The organism is Microvirga tunisiensis, from assembly GCF_009296175.1.
Taxonomy (GTDB): Bacteria; Pseudomonadota; Alphaproteobacteria; order Rhizobiales; family Beijerinckiaceae; genus Microvirga; species Microvirga tunisiensis.
This window is the reverse complement of the sequence record NZ_VOSK01000146.1, coordinates 1-16,120: the sequence shown is the minus strand read 5'-3', so window position 1 is coordinate 16,120 and position 16,120 is coordinate 1. Positions and strand designations below refer to the sequence as shown.

The 16,120-nt window shown below is 64.9% G+C and carries 12 protein-coding genes; 6 read left to right on the top strand and 6 right to left on the bottom strand.

Annotated elements, in window-relative coordinates; translation table 11 throughout:
- The first annotated feature begins 158 nt into the window (after nucleotides 1-158).
- Together FS320_RS25765 and FS320_RS25760 are read left to right on the top strand one after the other, a co-directional pair.
- On the top strand, nucleotides 159-1,373 hold the full coding sequence (locus tag FS320_RS25765) for a putative DNA modification/repair radical SAM protein (protein WP_152714750.1): 1,215 nt from the start codon (nucleotides 159-161) through the stop codon (nucleotides 1,371-1,373).
- Between the two features lie 229 nt (nucleotides 1,374-1,602).
- The gene (locus FS320_RS25760; RefSeq protein WP_152714749.1) at nucleotides 1,603-3,045 is read left to right on the top strand and encodes a UdgX family uracil-DNA binding protein; all 1,443 of its coding nucleotides are present in this window, start codon (nucleotides 1,603-1,605) and stop codon (nucleotides 3,043-3,045) included.
- A gap of 266 nt (nucleotides 3,046-3,311) precedes the next feature.
- On the opposite strand, the gene FS320_RS25755 is transcribed toward FS320_RS25760, so the two are convergent.
- Together FS320_RS25755 and FS320_RS25750 are read right to left on the bottom strand one after the other, a co-directional pair.
- Complete coding sequence (locus tag FS320_RS25755; protein WP_338105486.1) at nucleotides 3,312-4,058, bottom strand: Crp/Fnr family transcriptional regulator; 747 nt, start codon at nucleotides 4,056-4,058, stop codon at nucleotides 3,312-3,314.
- Nucleotides 4,059-4,178: 120 nt separating this feature from the next.
- A complete protein-coding gene (locus FS320_RS25750; protein WP_152714748.1) occupies nucleotides 4,179-5,426 on the bottom strand; it encodes a cation:proton antiporter in 1,248 nt (415 codons plus the stop codon).
- 147 nt (nucleotides 5,427-5,573) lie between these two features.
- Between FS320_RS25750 and FS320_RS25745 the strand changes: the two genes are divergently transcribed.
- Nucleotides 5,574-7,712 carry a PBP1A family penicillin-binding protein gene (locus tag FS320_RS25745; protein WP_162003238.1) on the top strand — a complete coding sequence of 713 codons (2,139 nt, stop codon included), beginning with the start codon at nucleotides 5,574-5,576 and terminating at the stop codon, nucleotides 7,710-7,712.
- A gap of 150 nt (nucleotides 7,713-7,862) precedes the next feature.
- Nucleotides 7,863-8,207: a DUF1330 domain-containing protein gene (locus tag FS320_RS25740; RefSeq protein ID WP_152714747.1), complete on the top strand. Its 345-nt coding sequence runs from the start codon at nucleotides 7,863-7,865 to the stop codon at nucleotides 8,205-8,207.
- A gap of 7 nt (nucleotides 8,208-8,214) precedes the next feature.
- Here the strand turns inward: FS320_RS25740 and FS320_RS25735 are convergent, their stop codons facing one another.
- From FS320_RS25735 to FS320_RS25720, 4 genes are all read right to left on the bottom strand, one after another.
- Nucleotides 8,215-9,414 carry a multidrug effflux MFS transporter gene (locus FS320_RS25735; protein ID WP_152714746.1) on the bottom strand — a complete coding sequence of 400 codons (1,200 nt, stop codon included), beginning with the start codon at nucleotides 9,412-9,414 and terminating at the stop codon, nucleotides 8,215-8,217.
- Nucleotides 9,415-9,486: 72 nt separating this feature from the next.
- Nucleotides 9,487-11,172: a methyl-accepting chemotaxis protein gene (locus tag FS320_RS25730; protein WP_162003237.1), complete on the bottom strand. Its 1,686-nt coding sequence runs from the start codon at nucleotides 11,170-11,172 to the stop codon at nucleotides 9,487-9,489.
- Between the two features lie 477 nt (nucleotides 11,173-11,649).
- The gene (locus FS320_RS25725) at nucleotides 11,650-12,393 is read right to left on the bottom strand and encodes a M48 family metallopeptidase (RefSeq protein ID WP_152714744.1); all 744 of its coding nucleotides are present in this window, start codon (nucleotides 12,391-12,393) and stop codon (nucleotides 11,650-11,652) included.
- Nucleotides 12,394-12,469: 76 nt separating this feature from the next.
- Complete coding sequence (locus tag FS320_RS25720) at nucleotides 12,470-13,732, bottom strand: polyhydroxyalkanoate depolymerase (protein ID WP_152714743.1); 1,263 nt, start codon at nucleotides 13,730-13,732, stop codon at nucleotides 12,470-12,472.
- Nucleotides 13,733-13,960: 228 nt separating this feature from the next.
- On the opposite strand from FS320_RS25720, the gene FS320_RS25715 reads away from it, so the two are divergent.
- Nucleotides 13,961-15,316 carry an ActS/PrrB/RegB family redox-sensitive histidine kinase gene (locus tag FS320_RS25715; RefSeq protein WP_152714751.1) on the top strand — a complete coding sequence of 452 codons (1,356 nt, stop codon included), beginning with the start codon at nucleotides 13,961-13,963 and terminating at the stop codon, nucleotides 15,314-15,316.
- 82 nt (nucleotides 15,317-15,398) lie between these two features.
- Nucleotides 15,399-15,956: an ActR/PrrA/RegA family redox response regulator transcription factor gene (locus FS320_RS25710; RefSeq protein ID WP_152714742.1), complete on the top strand. Its 558-nt coding sequence runs from the start codon at nucleotides 15,399-15,401 to the stop codon at nucleotides 15,954-15,956.
- Nucleotides 15,957-16,120 lie beyond the last annotated feature (164 nt).

Below are 16,120 nucleotides of genomic sequence, written 5' to 3'. Positions count from 1 at the left end.
GCATTACCTCGCCCACCAGACCTTCACCGGACCTGAAGACCTCGACCAAGCCATCCACGAAGCCATCATGAAGCGCAATCACGAACGAAGCCGTCATCCGTTGGTCAACCAGCGAATCCCTGCTTAGAACAAAACACGAACATATGGGCGAAAGATCCATGGACGAGAAGCTTGCCAAGAAGCTGCGCATCCTGGCGGACGCGGCCAAATACGACGCCTCCTGCTCCTCCTCCGGTGCCCCCAAGCGCAAGGCGGACGTGGGCGGCTTGGGCTCGACGGACGGGAACGGCATCTGCCACGCCTACACGCCGGACGGACGCTGCGTGTCGCTCTTGAAGATCCTGCTCACCAATTACTGCCTGTTCGACTGCGCCTATTGCGTGAACCGGCGCTCGTCCAACGTGAAGCGGGCGAAATTCTCGGTCGACGAGGTGGTGACGCTCACGATCGAGTTCTACAAGCGCAACTACATCGAGGGACTGTTTCTCTCATCCGGCATCATCCGCTCGCCGGATCACACCATGGAGCAGATGCTGCTGGTGGCGAAGAAGCTGCGGAGAGACCACGGCTTTCGCGGCTACATCCACCTGAAGACGATCCCGGAGGCGAGCCCCTGGCTCATCGAGGAGGCGGGCCTGTGGGCCGACCGCCTGTCGATCAATCTCGAACTGCCGACGGAAAAGAGCCTGGAGCGGCTGGCGCCCGAGAAGGACGGCGCCTCCATCGAGAGCGCCATGGCGCAGATGTTCGAGCGCATCGAGGAGGCGCGCGAGGAGCGCCGCCACTTCTCGCCGGCCGGCCAGACCACCCAGATGATCGTCGGCGCGGACGAGACCACGGATGCGGACGTGCTGCGCACCTCGGCCAAGCTCTACGGCCATTACGACATGAAGCGCGTCTATTACTCCGCCTTCAGCCCGATCCCGGATTCGAGCGCCATCCTGCCCCTGAAATCGCCGCCGCTGATGCGCGAGAGCAGGCTTTACCAGGCCGATTGGCTGTTGCGTTACTATGGCTTCGACGTGGACGAGATCGCCTCCGGCGGTGAGAAGGGCATGCTCGACCTCGACGTCGATCCCAAGCTCGCCTGGGCGCTCATAAACCGCCACCGCTTTCCCATCGATGTGAACCGGGCCGAGCGCGAGATGCTGCTGCGCGTGCCGGGGCTCGGGGCCCGTGCGGTCGACAAGATCGTGGTGGCGCGCAAGCACACGACGCTTCGCCTGGAAGACGTCGCCCGCCTCACCTCGGGCCTCAAGCGCGCCAAGCCCTTCCTCATCACGGTCGACCACCACCCGAGAGCCAGGCTCGACACTCTCGATCTGCGCGAGAGGCTGATCGAGAGGCCGGAACAGTTGAGCTTGTTTGGATGAACGGACATGTGACTGTCATCTCGGAACCGCGTCGCGGAGTTCCCAAGAGTTGGATGCGTCCTCCTCGTCATGGCCGGGCTCGTCCCGGCCATCCCGATCGGAAAAGCACTGCGCCTCATGTCATCGGGATCACCGGCACGAGGCCGGTGATGACGGCAAGGGAAGCGCCTCATCCTGCACCCGATCCCGGATCGCCTCTGGCGTCCGGAATGACCAAGAGAGAGACGGCATGAACCTCCACCGCATCACTCTCAAAACCGGAGCGGATCTCCACAACTTCCGGCGGGCGGTGCGGTGGCTGATCGCCGAGGAGTTGGCGCCGCAGCATGTGGTCTTCGCCATCGACGATGCGCCCGGCCTCTTCGGCCAGGAGGCGACGGGCGACGCACCGGCGGTGTCGATCCCGAAAGGCGTGGCACGCCTCGTCGAGCACGTGGTCTGCCATAGCGATCCGGAGCGTTACGCCCTGCTCTATCAGCTCGTCTGGCGGGTGCGGAACGGCGAGCGCGACCTGCTCGAGATCGCGAGCGACCCTCTCGTGCATCGCATCGACCTGATGGCGCGCGCCGTGCGGCGCGACCTGCACAAGATGCACGCCTTCGTGCGCTTCCGCCGGATGACGGGAGAGGATCTCGAGCGCTTCGCCGCCTGGTTCGAACCGGAGCATTTCATCCTGGAGGCGGCCGCGCCCTTCTTCATCGATCGCTTCCGCTCCATGGACTGGACGATCCTCACGCCTATCGGCTCCATGCGCTGGGACCGGGAGGCCCTGACTTTCGGCCCGCCGGCGCAGCGCGAGAACGCCCCCGCCGAGGACAGCTTCGAGGAGGGCTGGCGCGGCTATTACGAGAGCGTGTTCAATCCGGCCCGGGTGAACCCGACGGCGATGCGCGCCGAGATGCCGAAGAAGTACTGGCGCAACATGCCTGAGACCGCCGCGATCCCCGGTCTGATCCAAACCGCCTCCGGGCGCGTTGAAAGAATGATCGAACAGGAGGCGACGATGCCCACCAAACGCACCCCGGAGCGCGCTCTTGAAGCCATGTGGGATCAGGAGCCGAAGAGCCTGAAGGAACTCAACGCCATCATCGCGAAGGCAGGACCGCTCGTGCCCGGCGCGACCCAGGCCGTGTTCGGCGAGGGCCCGGCTCATGCCGAGATCGTCTTCGTCGGCGAGCAGCCGGGCGATCAGGAGGATCTGCAGGGAAGGCCCTTCGTGGGACCGGCCGGCAAGCTCTTCACCAAGGCCATGACCGAGGCCGGCATCGACCGCAAGGATGTCTATCTCACCAATGCGGTCAAACATTTCAAATTCGAGCAGCGCGGCCATCGGCGCATCCATTCCAAGCCCACGGCCGGCGAGGTGAAGCATTACCGCCCCTGGCTCGTGAAGGAGCTGGAACTGGTGAAGCCGAAGCTCGTCGTCGCGCTCGGCGGCACCGCTCTGCTGGCGCTCACCGGCAAGTCGACGCCGATCACCCGCTCGCGTGGACGGGCCCGGTTCGGGTCCTACGAGGGCTATGTCACCGTGCATCCCTCCTACCTGCTGCGCCTGCCCGATGAGGCGACGAAGCGCGAGGCCTACGAGGCGTTCCTGAACGACCTGCGCCGCATCCACGATCTCGCGCAGGCCGATCCGGAAACGGGCGAGCTGCCGCTGGCGGCGGAATAGGCCGACCCGGACCTTGACGGTTCCGGAGCCCCTTGAAACGATTTCGAACCGGAAGCACCGCCTGCTGGGCCAAGGCGTGCGCTAATCCAAGGCCGAGCCTCGTCCTGATCAGCCAAGACAGGGTGGCTTATTGCGCGAGCCGGCCGAAGACCGCTACTGCGCCGCAAGGTGCATCTGAACCGCCACGAGCCGTTGCTCGCCGTCGCAGACCGGCATGCCCTCCTCACCGCAGCCCGTGGCAACGCGCACCGGCTGACAGGCGAGGGTCAGGAGGCCTCCCGCTCACGCTCCAGGTGAAGGTAGGTCGGATCGAAGCCGCCCTCTTCCTTCAGCCTGTCCCAGTCGAGAATGTTCAACCGGTCGCCTTTCAGCTCGATGAGTCCATTGGCGCGCAACTCCTGCAGAATCCGGTTGACGTGAACGGTCGAAAGGCCGAGCGCGTCACCGAACTCCGCCTGGGTGATCGGCAGGTTGCAGGCCAGATCCTCCGCCAAACCGACCGCTTTCATGCGCACCAGCATCTCGCACAAGAGATGAGCGATCCGGCCATAGGCTTCACGCCGTCCCATGCTGGTCATCCATTCCCGGAAGATGGCCGAATCGATGAGCGTCTCGCGCCAGAATGCGCTCATGATTCGAGGATGGCGGATGCAGATGTCGTGCAAGGCTTCGTGAGGGATGAAACCCACGCTGCATGGGGTGATCGTGCCAACGCTGGTGTCCAGAACCTTCAGATGAAGGCTCTGGAGATCGGGAATGTCGCCGGGAATGTTGAACGTGACGATCTGGCGCTTGCCCTCTCCCGTGATCTTGTAGACGCAGACGAAGCCGCTCAAGATCAGGCATGACCGCGAGGGACGGTCCCCCTCGCGCACAACGTCCTGGTTCTCCTTGAGAGCCAGGACTTGCATCGGCAAGTCCGACAGGGCCTGCCGCTCCTCATCGTTGAGCGTGAAGATGCTCTCAAGCTTCCGGATGAGCGGATTGGGATCCGATTGAAATGAAGCGTGCACGACGGCGCTCCTCCTGTTAAAGGCGGGAGCACTCGGATCTCTCAGCCATCAGCGCCTATGATCGGATACTGATGATGCCTTCAGTATCCCACAAAAGTGGGTCTCTGTCATTGATTTAGGTTATCCGCCGGCCGTTGTCGCAAGTTTGCGACGATAATCGAGCCGCCGCATCGTCGGCGTGACCGTGATGCCATGGAGCACGATGGAGACCAGGATGATGAACCCGGCCGTGCTCCAGAGAAGATGTCCGGTGTCGAACTTTGCATGCTGCAGGGCATAGGCGAGATAGTAGATCGAGCCGATGCCGCGGATGCCGAAGAAGCTGATCGCGGCCTTCTCGCCAAAGGGAGGATCGGTTCCGATCAGGCCGATCCAGCCGGCGAGCGGTCGCACCACGAACAGCGCCAGAAGGCCGAAGGCGACGGCCTGCCATGTGAGCGCGGCGAGGAGGTTGCCCCCCGTCATGGCGCCGCCGAGGAGGACGAGCAGCACCATCATCATAAGTCGCTCGAGCTCCTCCGCAAAATCGTGCAGCTTCTGGTGATAATCGTGCTCCGGCTCGGTGGCGCGCAGGGCCAAGGCCGCGACGAAGACCGCGAGAAAGCCATAGCCTTTCACCATCTCGGTCAGGCCATAGGCCACGCAGGTGATGCCGAGCGCCACGAAGCCGGCGCCGGTGCGCGACAGCTTGGCCCGGTTCGGCAGGTGGAAGGTGAGCCAGCCGAGCGCCCGCCCGACCAGATAGCCCATGCCGACACCCGCGGCGATCTTCCAGACGACCGCATAGGCGAACCATTCGGCCAGGCTCGTTAGTCCCCCCTCCTGCGCGAAGGCGATGGCGAGCAGGACGAAGGGAAAGGCCAGGCCGTCGTTGAGGCCCGCTTCCGAGGTGAGCGTGAAACGCACCTCGTCCTCCTCCTCGTCTCCCGGCGGGCCGACCTGCACGTCGCTCGCCAGCACCGGGTCGGTGGGGGCGAGCGCGGCCGCCAGCAGCACGGCCGCGGCCAGGCTCAGGCCGAGCAGGTTCTGGCCGAGCCAGGCGAGGCCGAGGATCGTCAGCGGCATGGAGATGCCCAGCAGCCGCCAGGTGAGCCGCCAGCGCCGCCAGCCGAAGGGCCGGTCGATCTTCAGGCCCGCGCCCATGAGCGAGATGATGACCACGAACTCGCTCAGATGCTCGACGATGGCGAGTTCCTCACTGGGATGCGGTATGATCCCGGGAAGATCGGGGAAGGCGAAGATCAGCGCCCCCAGGGCCACGCAGAAGATCGGCAGGGACAGGGGCAGTTCCTTGAGAATCATCGGAAGCCAGGCGGTCAGCAACACCACCACCCCGAACCCCGCCAGCACGACAACATAAGCGTTCATCAGGCAGCGAACGCGGCCCAGACTCGGCAGTTCCGGCGGACGGTGGGTTAATCGGTGTTAACCGCCCCTTAAACCGCCACAATTAAGGTGCTCCAGAGCATGAAAGGCCGGACGGTATACCGGCCGTATCGATGCGGGGTTTAAGAGGTGGCGAACGGACGTGATCGGCGAGAGCCGGTCTTCGATGCGCCCGCTGGGGAAGCGGGGGAGTTGGACTTTCGCCTCTCGCCCGAGGATCGGGCAGGGGGAACCATGGCGCGCAGGCGGGCTTCTTCGAACGGCGGCGACGGGCCGCGCCGCGCCGCCAAGCCAAAGAAATCCAAGCGCAAAGGCGGCCGGTCTCTCTTCAGCAAGCTCGTCTATGCCGGCCTCGTGCTCTGCCTCTGGGGTGTCATCGCCGTAGGCGGCGTCGTGGCCTATTACGCCTCGCAGCTGCCGCCCATCGACCAGCTCACGGTGCCCAAGCGCCCGCCGAACATCGCTATCATGGCCAGCGACGGCTCGCTTCTCGCCAATCGCGGCGAGACCGGCGGACGCACCGTCACGCTCAAGGAGCTTCCGCCCTACCTGCCCAAGGCCTTCGTAGCCATCGAGGACCGGCGCTTCTACGACCATTTCGGCATCGACCCAGTCGGCATCTCCCGCGCTGTCTATCGCAATCTCGCCCATCGCGGCGGCCTGCAGGGCGGCTCGACCCTCACGCAGCAGCTCGCCAAGAACCTGTTCCTGACCCAGGAGCGCACCGCCTCGCGCAAGATCCAGGAGGCGATCCTGGCGCTCTGGCTCGAGCGCAACTACTCGAAGGATCAGATCCTCGAGCTCTACCTCAACCGGGTCTATTTCGGCGCCGGCGCCTATGGCGTCGAGGCCGCCGCCCAGCGCTATTACGGCAAGTCCGCCCGCAACGTGTCGCTTGCGGAGGCAGCCGTGCTGGCGGGCCTCGTGCAATCGCCCTCGCGCCTTGCCCCCAACCGCAATCCCGACCGTGCGCAGGCCCGCGCCGAGCTGGTGATCGCGGCCATGAACGAGCTCGGCTTCATCACGCCGGGCATGACCAAGACGGCGCTCGGCACCCCGGCCGAGCCCGTGCGTCCGAACGGGGCGGGCTCCGCCAATTACGCCGCCGACTACGTGATGGACGTGCTCGACGATTTCGTCGGCAACGTCGAGGCCGACATCGTGGTCTCCACCACGGTCGAGCCCTCCATGCAGGCGGCGGCCGAACGCGTCCTCGTGGACGAACTCAACGCCAAGGGGCAGAAGTTCAACGTGAGCCAGGGCGCGTTCGTCGCCATGCAGCCGGACGGCGCCGTCAAGGCCCTGGTGGGCGGCCGCAATTACGAGTCGAGCCAGTTCAACCGGGCCATCGCGGCCCGCCGCCAGCCGGGCTCGTCCTTCAAGCCCTTCGTCTATCTCACCGCCGTGGAGCGCGGCTACACGCCCGACACGGTTCTCGAGGACGGTCCGGTGAATTTCGGCGGCTGGGCGCCCAAGAACTACGACCGCAAGTATCGCGGGCCCATCGCCATGCGCGACGCGCTGGCGCTCTCGCTCAACACCATCGCGGTGAAGCTCAACATGGAGGTCGGGCCGAAGGCCGTGGTGCAGACGGCGCAGCGGCTCGGCATCTCCTCGCCGCTGCAGGCCAACGGCTCGCTGGCGCTCGGAACATCGGAGGTCACGCCGCTCGAACTGGTGAGCGCCTATGCGGCCTTCGCCAACGGCGGCACCGGCGTCGTGCCTTACGTGATCACCCAGGTGAAGACCACCGACGGCAAGCTGGTCTACAAGCGCCCGAACGCGGGCGGTCTCGGCCGCGTCATCGACCCGGGCGTCGTCGCGATGATGAACGAGATGATGCACAACACCTTCGTCGTCGGCACCGCGCAGAAGGCGCAGATTCCCGGCTGGTCGCTCGCCGGCAAGACCGGAACGACCGACGACTACAAGGATGCGTGGTTCGTGGGCTTTTCCGGCAGCCTCGTCGCCGGCGTCTGGCTCGGCAACGACGACGGCACGCTCACCAAGCGCGTCACCGGTGGCAACCTGCCGACCGAGGTCTGGCACAACTTCATGAAGATTGCCCTGAAGGACCAGCAGCCCGTGGCGCTTCCGGGCAGCGAGCGCTTCCGCACCCCGTCGGATGTGCCCGTGGCCGGTGTCGGAGGCGATCCGCGCTACGCCAATGCGGGCAACGGCGACAATGCCTGGATCCCGCCCCAGCCCGCTCCCCAGCGCCGCGCCAGCCGCGAGAAGAACTTCTTCGAGAAGCTGTTCGGGCTTTGAATGCAGCACCGTCATGCCGGGGCGCACCTCTGGTGCGAACCCGACATGACGGTGAGCGGACGACAATCTCGCCGATCATTACCTGGCACGTAATCGCCAACGCTCCTTCCGCCCGGCATGCTCGCTTCATCACACAAGAAGGAGCACGCCATGCCTGCCTATGCTGTCGGTCATCTGCACGATGTGAATGTCGGTCCGGACGTCGTCGAATATCTCAAGCGCATTGATGAAACTCTTGCGCCGTTCGACGGGCGGTTCATCATTCACGGAGGACCCGTGTCGGTGGTGGAGGGCTCCTGGTCGGGCGACCTGATCGTGATCGAGTTCCCGGATAAGGACAGCATCCGCGCCTGGTACGACTCACCGGCCTATCGGCAGATCCTGCCCCTGCGCACGAAGAACTCCCGGGGCGCCATCTTCTTCATGGACGGCGTTTCGGACGATCACAAGGCCACCGATGTCCTGGCCGGGATCCCGACGATGGATCAACCCTGATGATGGATCAGCCCTTGGGCTGATGCCCTCGCGCCCGTCCCGTCGCCAGGAACAAGGCAAGCGCCAGAACGCCCGTCGTGGCGATGGTGGCGGGCAAAGGAATCGCGGAGGCGTCGAGGTTGCGGCCCAGAAGAATGCCCACGATGGCCGCGAAGGTCATCTGGCAGATGCCGAGCAGGGACGAGGCCGCGCCGGCGCGATCCGGGAACGGCATCAGGGCCGAGGCCATGGATTGCGGCATGGTGAGGCCGACGCCCACGCCATAGATTGCCATGGGGGCGCTGATGCTCAGGGAGGACGGGACGCCCGCCAGCACCAGAGCCAGCATGGTGACGCCGCCGAGCGCCAGGCACGTCACCCCGAGCCTGATGGTCCCATCGAGCCCGTAGCGCCCCACGAGAGTCTGAGCGAGCGTGGTGCCGGTGATGAAGCCCGCCACCACGAAGGTGAAGGAAAAGGCGAACGACAATTCGTCCAGGTGATAGATCTTCTGCAGCACGAAGGACGAGCCGGAGATGAAGGCGAACAGCCCGCCATAGGTGAGCATGGAGAGGCCGACATAGGTCCGGTAGCCGGTATGTCCCAGAAGAAGCCGGAATCCCCGCAGGATCGAGAGAAACGAGATCGGCACATCCGATTTCTGGCGGATGCTTTCCGGCATGCGCAACACGATGACGGCGGCCAGCGCCAGTCCGAACAGGATCATCGCGCCGAAGGTCACGCGCCAGCCGGTGAAGCGCTCGATGACGCCGCCGAGGATCGGGGCCGCCGCCGGCACCACGCCCATGATCGTGCCCATGCGCGACAGCTCGCGACCGGCGCGCGGCCCCTCGTAGAAATCGCGCACGATGGCGCGCCCGAGCACGATGGGACCGGAAGCGCCGAGCGCCTGCAGGAAGCGCGCGCCGATCAGGGTCTCGATGTCGGGCGAGAGCGCGCAGATCAGGCTCGCGAGCGTGAAGAGCCCGAGCCCGAAGAGCAGCACGGGCTTGCGCCCGATCCGGTCGGAGATCGGCCCGTAGAAGAACTGCCCGGCGGCAAAGCCGAGAAGAAAGGCCGAGAGGGTGAGCTGCGTCTGTCCCGTGGTCGCCTCAAGTCCCGCCGCGATCGCGGGCAGCGAGGGCAGATACATGTCCGTCGAGAGGGGCCCGAGCGCGGTGAGAAGCGCCAGGACGACGGTGAGGGCCAGCGTATCGGGTTTGAGCATGAAGTGGGTTCAACAATGACAGGCACGCCCGGTTAAGCCGAAACGGCGTGCCTGTCATCTGTTTTAGGCGTGTCAAGCGGCGCGGACGGTCGCCAGGAAGTTGTTGACCTGATCGCGCAGATGCTCGGCCTGGCCCACGAGGGCCGAGGACGATGTCAGCACCTGATGGGCCGCCGTCTCCGTTTCCTCGGCCACCTGGGCCACCCTGTTGATGTTGGCCGTCACTTCGCCCGTGCCAGCGGAGGCCTGGTTCACGGAGGAGACGATCTCCTGCGTGGCGGCGCCCTGCTGGTCCACCGCGATGGCGATGCTGCTGGACACGTCGCTCATCGCCTGGATGCGCTGGGTGATGCCGTTGATCGCCTCCACGGCCTGCGAGGTCGAGGTCTGGATCGCGGCGATCTGGCTCGAAATGTCGGCGGTGGCCTTCGAGGTCTGGTCGGCGAGCGACTTCACCTCGGTCGCCACCACGGCGAAGCCGCGGCCGGCTTCGCCTGCGCGGGCGGCCTCGATGGTCGCGTTCAGCGCCAGGAGGTTCGTCTGGCCAGCGATGGCCGAGATCATGTCGATGACCGCGCCGACCCGGTCGGCGGCGGCGCTCAGCTGCGAGACGATCTCGTTGGTCGTCGTCGCGGCCTGCACGGCCTCGCGGGACATGATGGCGGATTGCTCGACCTGGCGGCTGATCTCGCCCACGGAGGCGCCGAGCTCCTCGGTGGCGCTCGACATGGCGAGCACGTTGGCCGAGGTCTGTTCGGCTGCCGCCGCAACGGCCGTGGAGCGCGAGGACGTCGCCTGGGCGGAATTCGTCAGCTGCTCCGCGGTCGACTGCATGCGGCCGGCGGCCGTCGAAACCGACTGGATGATCTCGCCGATGGCGCTGTCAAAGGTCTCGGCCAGCTCGGTCATCGTCCGCTTGCGCTGGACCTCGGAGGCCTCGCGGGCCTGAACCGCCTCGAATTCCAGCGCCTTGTTGCGGACCATGCGGTCCTTGAAGACCTGCACGGCTTCGATCATCAGGCCGATATCGCGGCTGCGATTGCCAGCCGGCAAGTCGACCGCGAGATCGCCATCCGCCAGCCGGCGCATGACCGAGGTCAGGCTGCGCAGGGGCGACACGATGCTGAATTTCGTCATCAGGAGGCTGATCAGCACACCGAGGACGATGCCGATGGCCGCAACGCCGATCTGGAGCTGGATCGCGACATTCGCACCCTCTTCGGCAGCCGAGCGCATGTCGGCGAGCTTCTTCGCCGTATAGGTGCTGTAGGCCTTCACCGTGTCGGTGACACTGCGCTGAGAGGCCACGCCCTTCTCGACCTCGGCGTTCATGACCGCCTGTACGTTACCCTTATCGGACGCCGCCACCTTGATCATGGAGCGGATGGCGTCGAAATAGACATTCAGGGCAGCCCGCATCTCGCCGAGCAGGGTCTTCTCCTGCGAATCCGCAACCGCTTCGAGCTTCTTGAAGCGATCGAGCATCTCCTTCGAGCGGCGTTCGGCCTCGGTGCTGAAATCGGACGCCTTGTTCGGCTGCTGCGCGACCTGATAGGTCATCCGGCTGATGGCGATGATGTCGACGCGCAGGTCCATGGCCTCGCGCGCGGCTTCCTCGCGCAGACCCACGATCTCCATCGCGTCCTTGAGTTTGGACGTCTCGCGCCAGCCCACCACGGCGATCATGGCGGCGACGAGCCCCATGAGAGAAACAACCGCAATCACCTTCTGCGGAATCGAAAAATTCTTCAGTGCCATTGGAATCATGCCCCTGCAGACCGACGGCACGTCCAGCTCTGGGAGAGCGGCCGGATCGACACGCGTCAGGTCTATTGCCCTAACGGCATGTCTGCGGGGCGTTGGTTAAAAAATCGATAAATTGTCCAATGGAAACAAAGGCATCGGGAGCGGATGTCATCCCGGACGCGCTCAGGCGATCCGGGGATCGCGGGCCCCGGTGTCATTCCCGGCCGAAGCGGAGGGGAAGGGAACCTATAGCGCTGCGCCTGATCATGGATCCCCTTCCCGGTCCTATGGACCGCCGGGGATGACACTCTCCACGTCATGGCCGTCCCCGGACTTGATCCGGGGATCAGTCCCGGCCATCCCGATCCTGCGGTGCGCCGAGGCTTTCCGAACGAGATCACCGGCACAAGGCCGGTGATGACGGGGAGGGGCTACCAGCGGCCCTTTCCCGGCTGACGGCCAGTAAGACGATCTGGCCGCAATGGCCCCTCACCCGATGCGGTGCAGGGCGCTGCCGTAGGTCTTGAGCCAGGCCTCCGCCTCGTCCGTGTGCGGGCAGAGCTGGTAGGTGAGCTTCCAGAACCGGTTGGAATGGTTGAGTTCGCGCAGGTGGGCCACCTCGTGAGCGGCGAGATAATCCAGCACGAAGGGCGGGGCCATGATCAGCCGCCAGGAGAAGCTGAGCGCCCCATTGGCCGAGCAGGAGCCCCAGCGGCTCTTGGTGTCGCGCACGGTGATGCGCTTGGCCGGCTGCCCGAGCTGAGCCGTATGCTTTTTCACGGCCGCGGTGAAATCGCGTCTGGCCTCGGCCTCGAGGAAGTCCCGCACCCGCCGCGCCACGTGGACTGCTTCGCCGGCGACGGCGATGATCGGCTCGCCCGCGCCGCCCTTGGTGGCCTGGGTCACGCCCCGAACCGTGGACCAGTGGACAATCCGATGCGGGACGCCGCGCAAGGGCACGAGGGCGCCCGGCTCGAACGGCACCCGTTCCGGCACCTTGGCGAGCCGGGTGGCGATCCATTGGCTGTGGCTGTCGGCGAATTTCTGGGCGAGGCCCACATCCGTGCGCTCGGGGATGCTCAGCACGACCTCGCCGGTCGCGTTGGAGACGCGCAGCGTGATCCGTTTGGCCGTCGGACGGCGTTTGAGGGCCACCTTGAAGGATTGGCCCTCATGGAAAACCTTGAGATGAGGCGGGTCCGCAGGGACGCGGCGGAACAGGGCGGATTTCATGTCCGCAATCTGCCCTGTCACGCTGATTCTGTCAGCGCAGCCGTTTGCCGCTCCTAGGAACGTATCAAGAACGGACTCAAGCCCTTGACGACTTCTTCCGGGCTGGTTCTCGATTGTGATTCTCAATGAATTCAACGATTCGAGGAGCGATCTGAGCCCTGAAACGAGAACCGTTGAAGACGCCATAGTGACCGACCCCGGCCTGCAGGTGATAGAGCTTCTTGTCGGACGGGAGGTTGGGGGTCAAGTCGAGGGCAGCCAGGGTCTGGCCCACGCCCGAGATGTCGTCCCGCTCGCCCTCGACCGCCATGATGGCGCAGCGCCGGATGTCCATCAGGTCCACCGGCTGATCCCGGTGCATCATCTCGCCCTTCGGCAGTTCATGGTTCACGAACACCTTCTCGATCGTCTGAAGATAGAACTCGGCGGTCAGGTCCATGACGGCGAGATACTCGTCGTAGAAGTCCCGGTGCTTCTCGGCCGAATCGCCGTCGCCGTCCACGAGATGGTTGAACATCTCGTAATGGGCGGTCAGGTGCCGGTCGATGTTCATGGCCATGAAGCCGGAAAGCTGCTGGAAGCCGGGGTACACATCGCGCCAGAAGCCTGGATGGGACGGCGGCACCTTGGTGATGCAGTGCTGCCGGAACCAATCGATGCCGCGTTCCTCTGCCAGCCGGTTCACGGCGGTGGGTGAGCGGCGGGTGTCGATGGGACCGCCCATGAGGATCATGGAGCGCGGGGTGGAAGGGTCGTTCTCGGCCTCGAGGCGGGCGATCGCCGCCATCACGGGAACGGCCGGCTGGCAGACGGCCATCACGCTTAAGCTCGGGCCGAATTCCCGGAACATGGCCTTGAGATAATCGATGTAATCGTCGAGGTCGAACGAACCTTCCGCCAGAGGAACCATGCGGGCATCGATCCAGTCGGTGATCATCACCTGATGGGTCGGCAGGAAGGTCTCGACCGTGCCGCGCAGGAGCGTGGCGTAATGGCCCGACATCGGAGCGACGATCAGAAGCTTCGGCTGATCCTTGGCGCTCGCATGATCCCGTTCGAAGGAGATGACGCGGCAGAAGGGACGCTCCCAGACGATTTTCTCGGTGACCGCCACCTCCTCGTTTCCGATCACGGTGGTCGGCAGGTCGAACGCGGGCTTGCCGTAGCGCCGCGTGGTGCGCTCGAACAATTCGCAAGCCGCCGAGACGGTCCGGCCATAGGGCGTGTTCGTGAGGGGGTTGTCGGGATTATCGAACAAGTGCTTCGTGAAATCGGTAGCTGCGCGAGCCGGACTCAAAAGCCAATGCGCGGTATCGTACCAAACATAAGAAAAATTCATCTGTATCCCCAAAGGCCGGGCGCCTGGTTCTCGCATATTGCGGTAGGCTTTATCCTCAACCGTAATTTTAAGATTAAAGTTCCTTCAGATTATTGCAACAGCCTAGCTCTTCCCCTGCAAAAACGAACTACATACTTTGGTTTCAGAGCATCCCTCAAGTCGACAATAGGAAAATAGGCCAGCAGCGAATGCTTGGCGAACATACGCGCGGCCCTATTCTGTTCGGTGATGTCCAAAATCGACCAGAAGAGCCTGACCCACCACGCCCGGCATCTGCGCCTCGACACTCTCGTTCGCCTGCGCTGGCTCGCCATCGCAGGTCAGGCGGCGGCGGTCGCCGGGGTGCGCTTCGGCCTCGGCTTTCCCCTTCCCTTTGCCCTGTGCTTCCTGGTCATCAGCGCCTCGATCTGGGCCAACCTTCTCCTGCGCATCCAATATCCGGCGAGCCACCGGCTCAGCGACAACATCGCCACGGCGCTTCTGGCCTTCGACATCCTGCAGCTGGCAGGACTGCTCTACCTGACGGGCGGGTTGGAGAATCCCTTCGCCATGCTGTTCCTGGCCCCCGTGCTGATCTCCGCCACGGCCCTGACCCCGGAGCGGACCCTGGGGCTCGGCCTTCTGGCCATCGGCTGTGCGACGCTCCTGGTGCTCGCCCACAAGCCCCTGCCCTGGTATCCCGGGCAGAGCTTCACCCTTCCCTTCCTCTACGTGACCGGGATCTGGGCCGCGATCGTGCTCGGCACGGCCTTTACCGGCATCTATGCCTGGCGCGTGGCCGAGGAAGCCCGGCAGCTCGCCCAGGCGCTCGCCGCCACGGAGCTGGTGCTCGCCCGCGAGCAGCACCTGTCCCAGCTCGACGGCCTGGCCGCGGCCGCGGCCCACGAACTCGGCACACCGCTTGCCACCATCGCCCTGGTGACGAAGGAACTGAGCCATTCCATGCCCAAGGACGGCCCGGTGGGAGAGGATCTGAAGCTCCTGCAGGAGCAGGTGGAGCGCTGCCGCACCATCCTGACCAAGCTCACCTCCATGGGCCAGGAGGAGGAATCCGAGTTCCTGGAGACGATCTCGCTGAGCCACCTCGTGGAGGAGATCGTGGAGCCGCAGCGCGCCGTCGGCTTCGACGTCACGGTCGAGACGAGCGGCGAAGGGCCGGAGCCCATGGGACGCCGCAATCCCGGCGTCGTCTATGGCCTGTCCAACATCCTCGACAACGCGACGGACTTCGCCGAAAGCCGGGTGACGATCGAGGCCTGCTGGTCGCCTCACGAGGTTTTCATCGAGATCCGGGATGACGGCCCCGGCTACGCTCCCGATATTCTGCTCAGGGTCGGCGAGCCCTATGTGACCACCCGCAGCGCCGCCGAGCGCACCGAGGACAGCGAGGAGGGTGGAGGATTGGGATTGGGCCTGTTCATCGCCAAGACCCTGATCGAGCGCTCGGGGGCCGAACTGACCCTGACGAATACCGCTCCGCCCGCCTCCGGCGCCATCGCACGGATCGTTTGGCCCCGTCATGCGTTTGAACGAGGTGCGGCAATTTCGCCGCAGGGAGATTCCAAGCTATCTCTCAAAGGTTAGAGGAAGAATTCCCATATGAGTGAGGAGCCGGACAGGCTCGCTCATGAAGGAGCTCAGCCTTAAAATGCAAGGAGATGTCCTGATGGCCGATGCGCCTGCCGCGTTCGAAGATCGCGCCGACAAGAGCCTCTTGATCGTCGATGACGACCGGCCGTTCTCGACCCGACTCGCCCGTGCCATGGAAGGCCGCGGCTATCAGGTTCGCGTGGCCGAGAGCGTGTCGGACGGCCTGGCGGCCATCGAAAACGAACCACCGGCTTTCGCGGTGATCGACATGCGCCTCGGGGACGGCAACGGGCTCGATGTGATCGAGCGCCTGAAAAGCCGCCGACCGGACGCCCGCGGCGTCATCCTCACCGGCTACGGCAACATCGCCACCGCCGTGACGGCCGTGAAGATGGGGGCCTTCGATTATCTGGCCAAGCCCGCCGATGCGGACGAGATCCATGCCGCCCTCATGGCCCAGCCCGGCGAACGCGCCTTGCCGCCGGAGAATCCCATGTCGGCGGACCGGGTGCGCTGGGAGCACATCCAGCGGGTCTACGAATTGTGCGGCCGCAACGTCTCGGAGACGGCGCGCCGCCTCAACATGCATCGCCGGACCCTGCAGCGAATCCTCGCCAAGCGCGCGCCGCGCTGACTTTCCATGGCAACGAGCGACTTAGCGAGGAAAAGCGTAATAGGGGCAAAACCGTTGGCGATCACGCTAAGGAGCAGCGGTCGCTGACCAGATCTGCCAGGCGCGGGACGGCTGGCGCATCAGCAATTCCCAGTCTATCGCCAAGATAGCTCCAGAATGACACT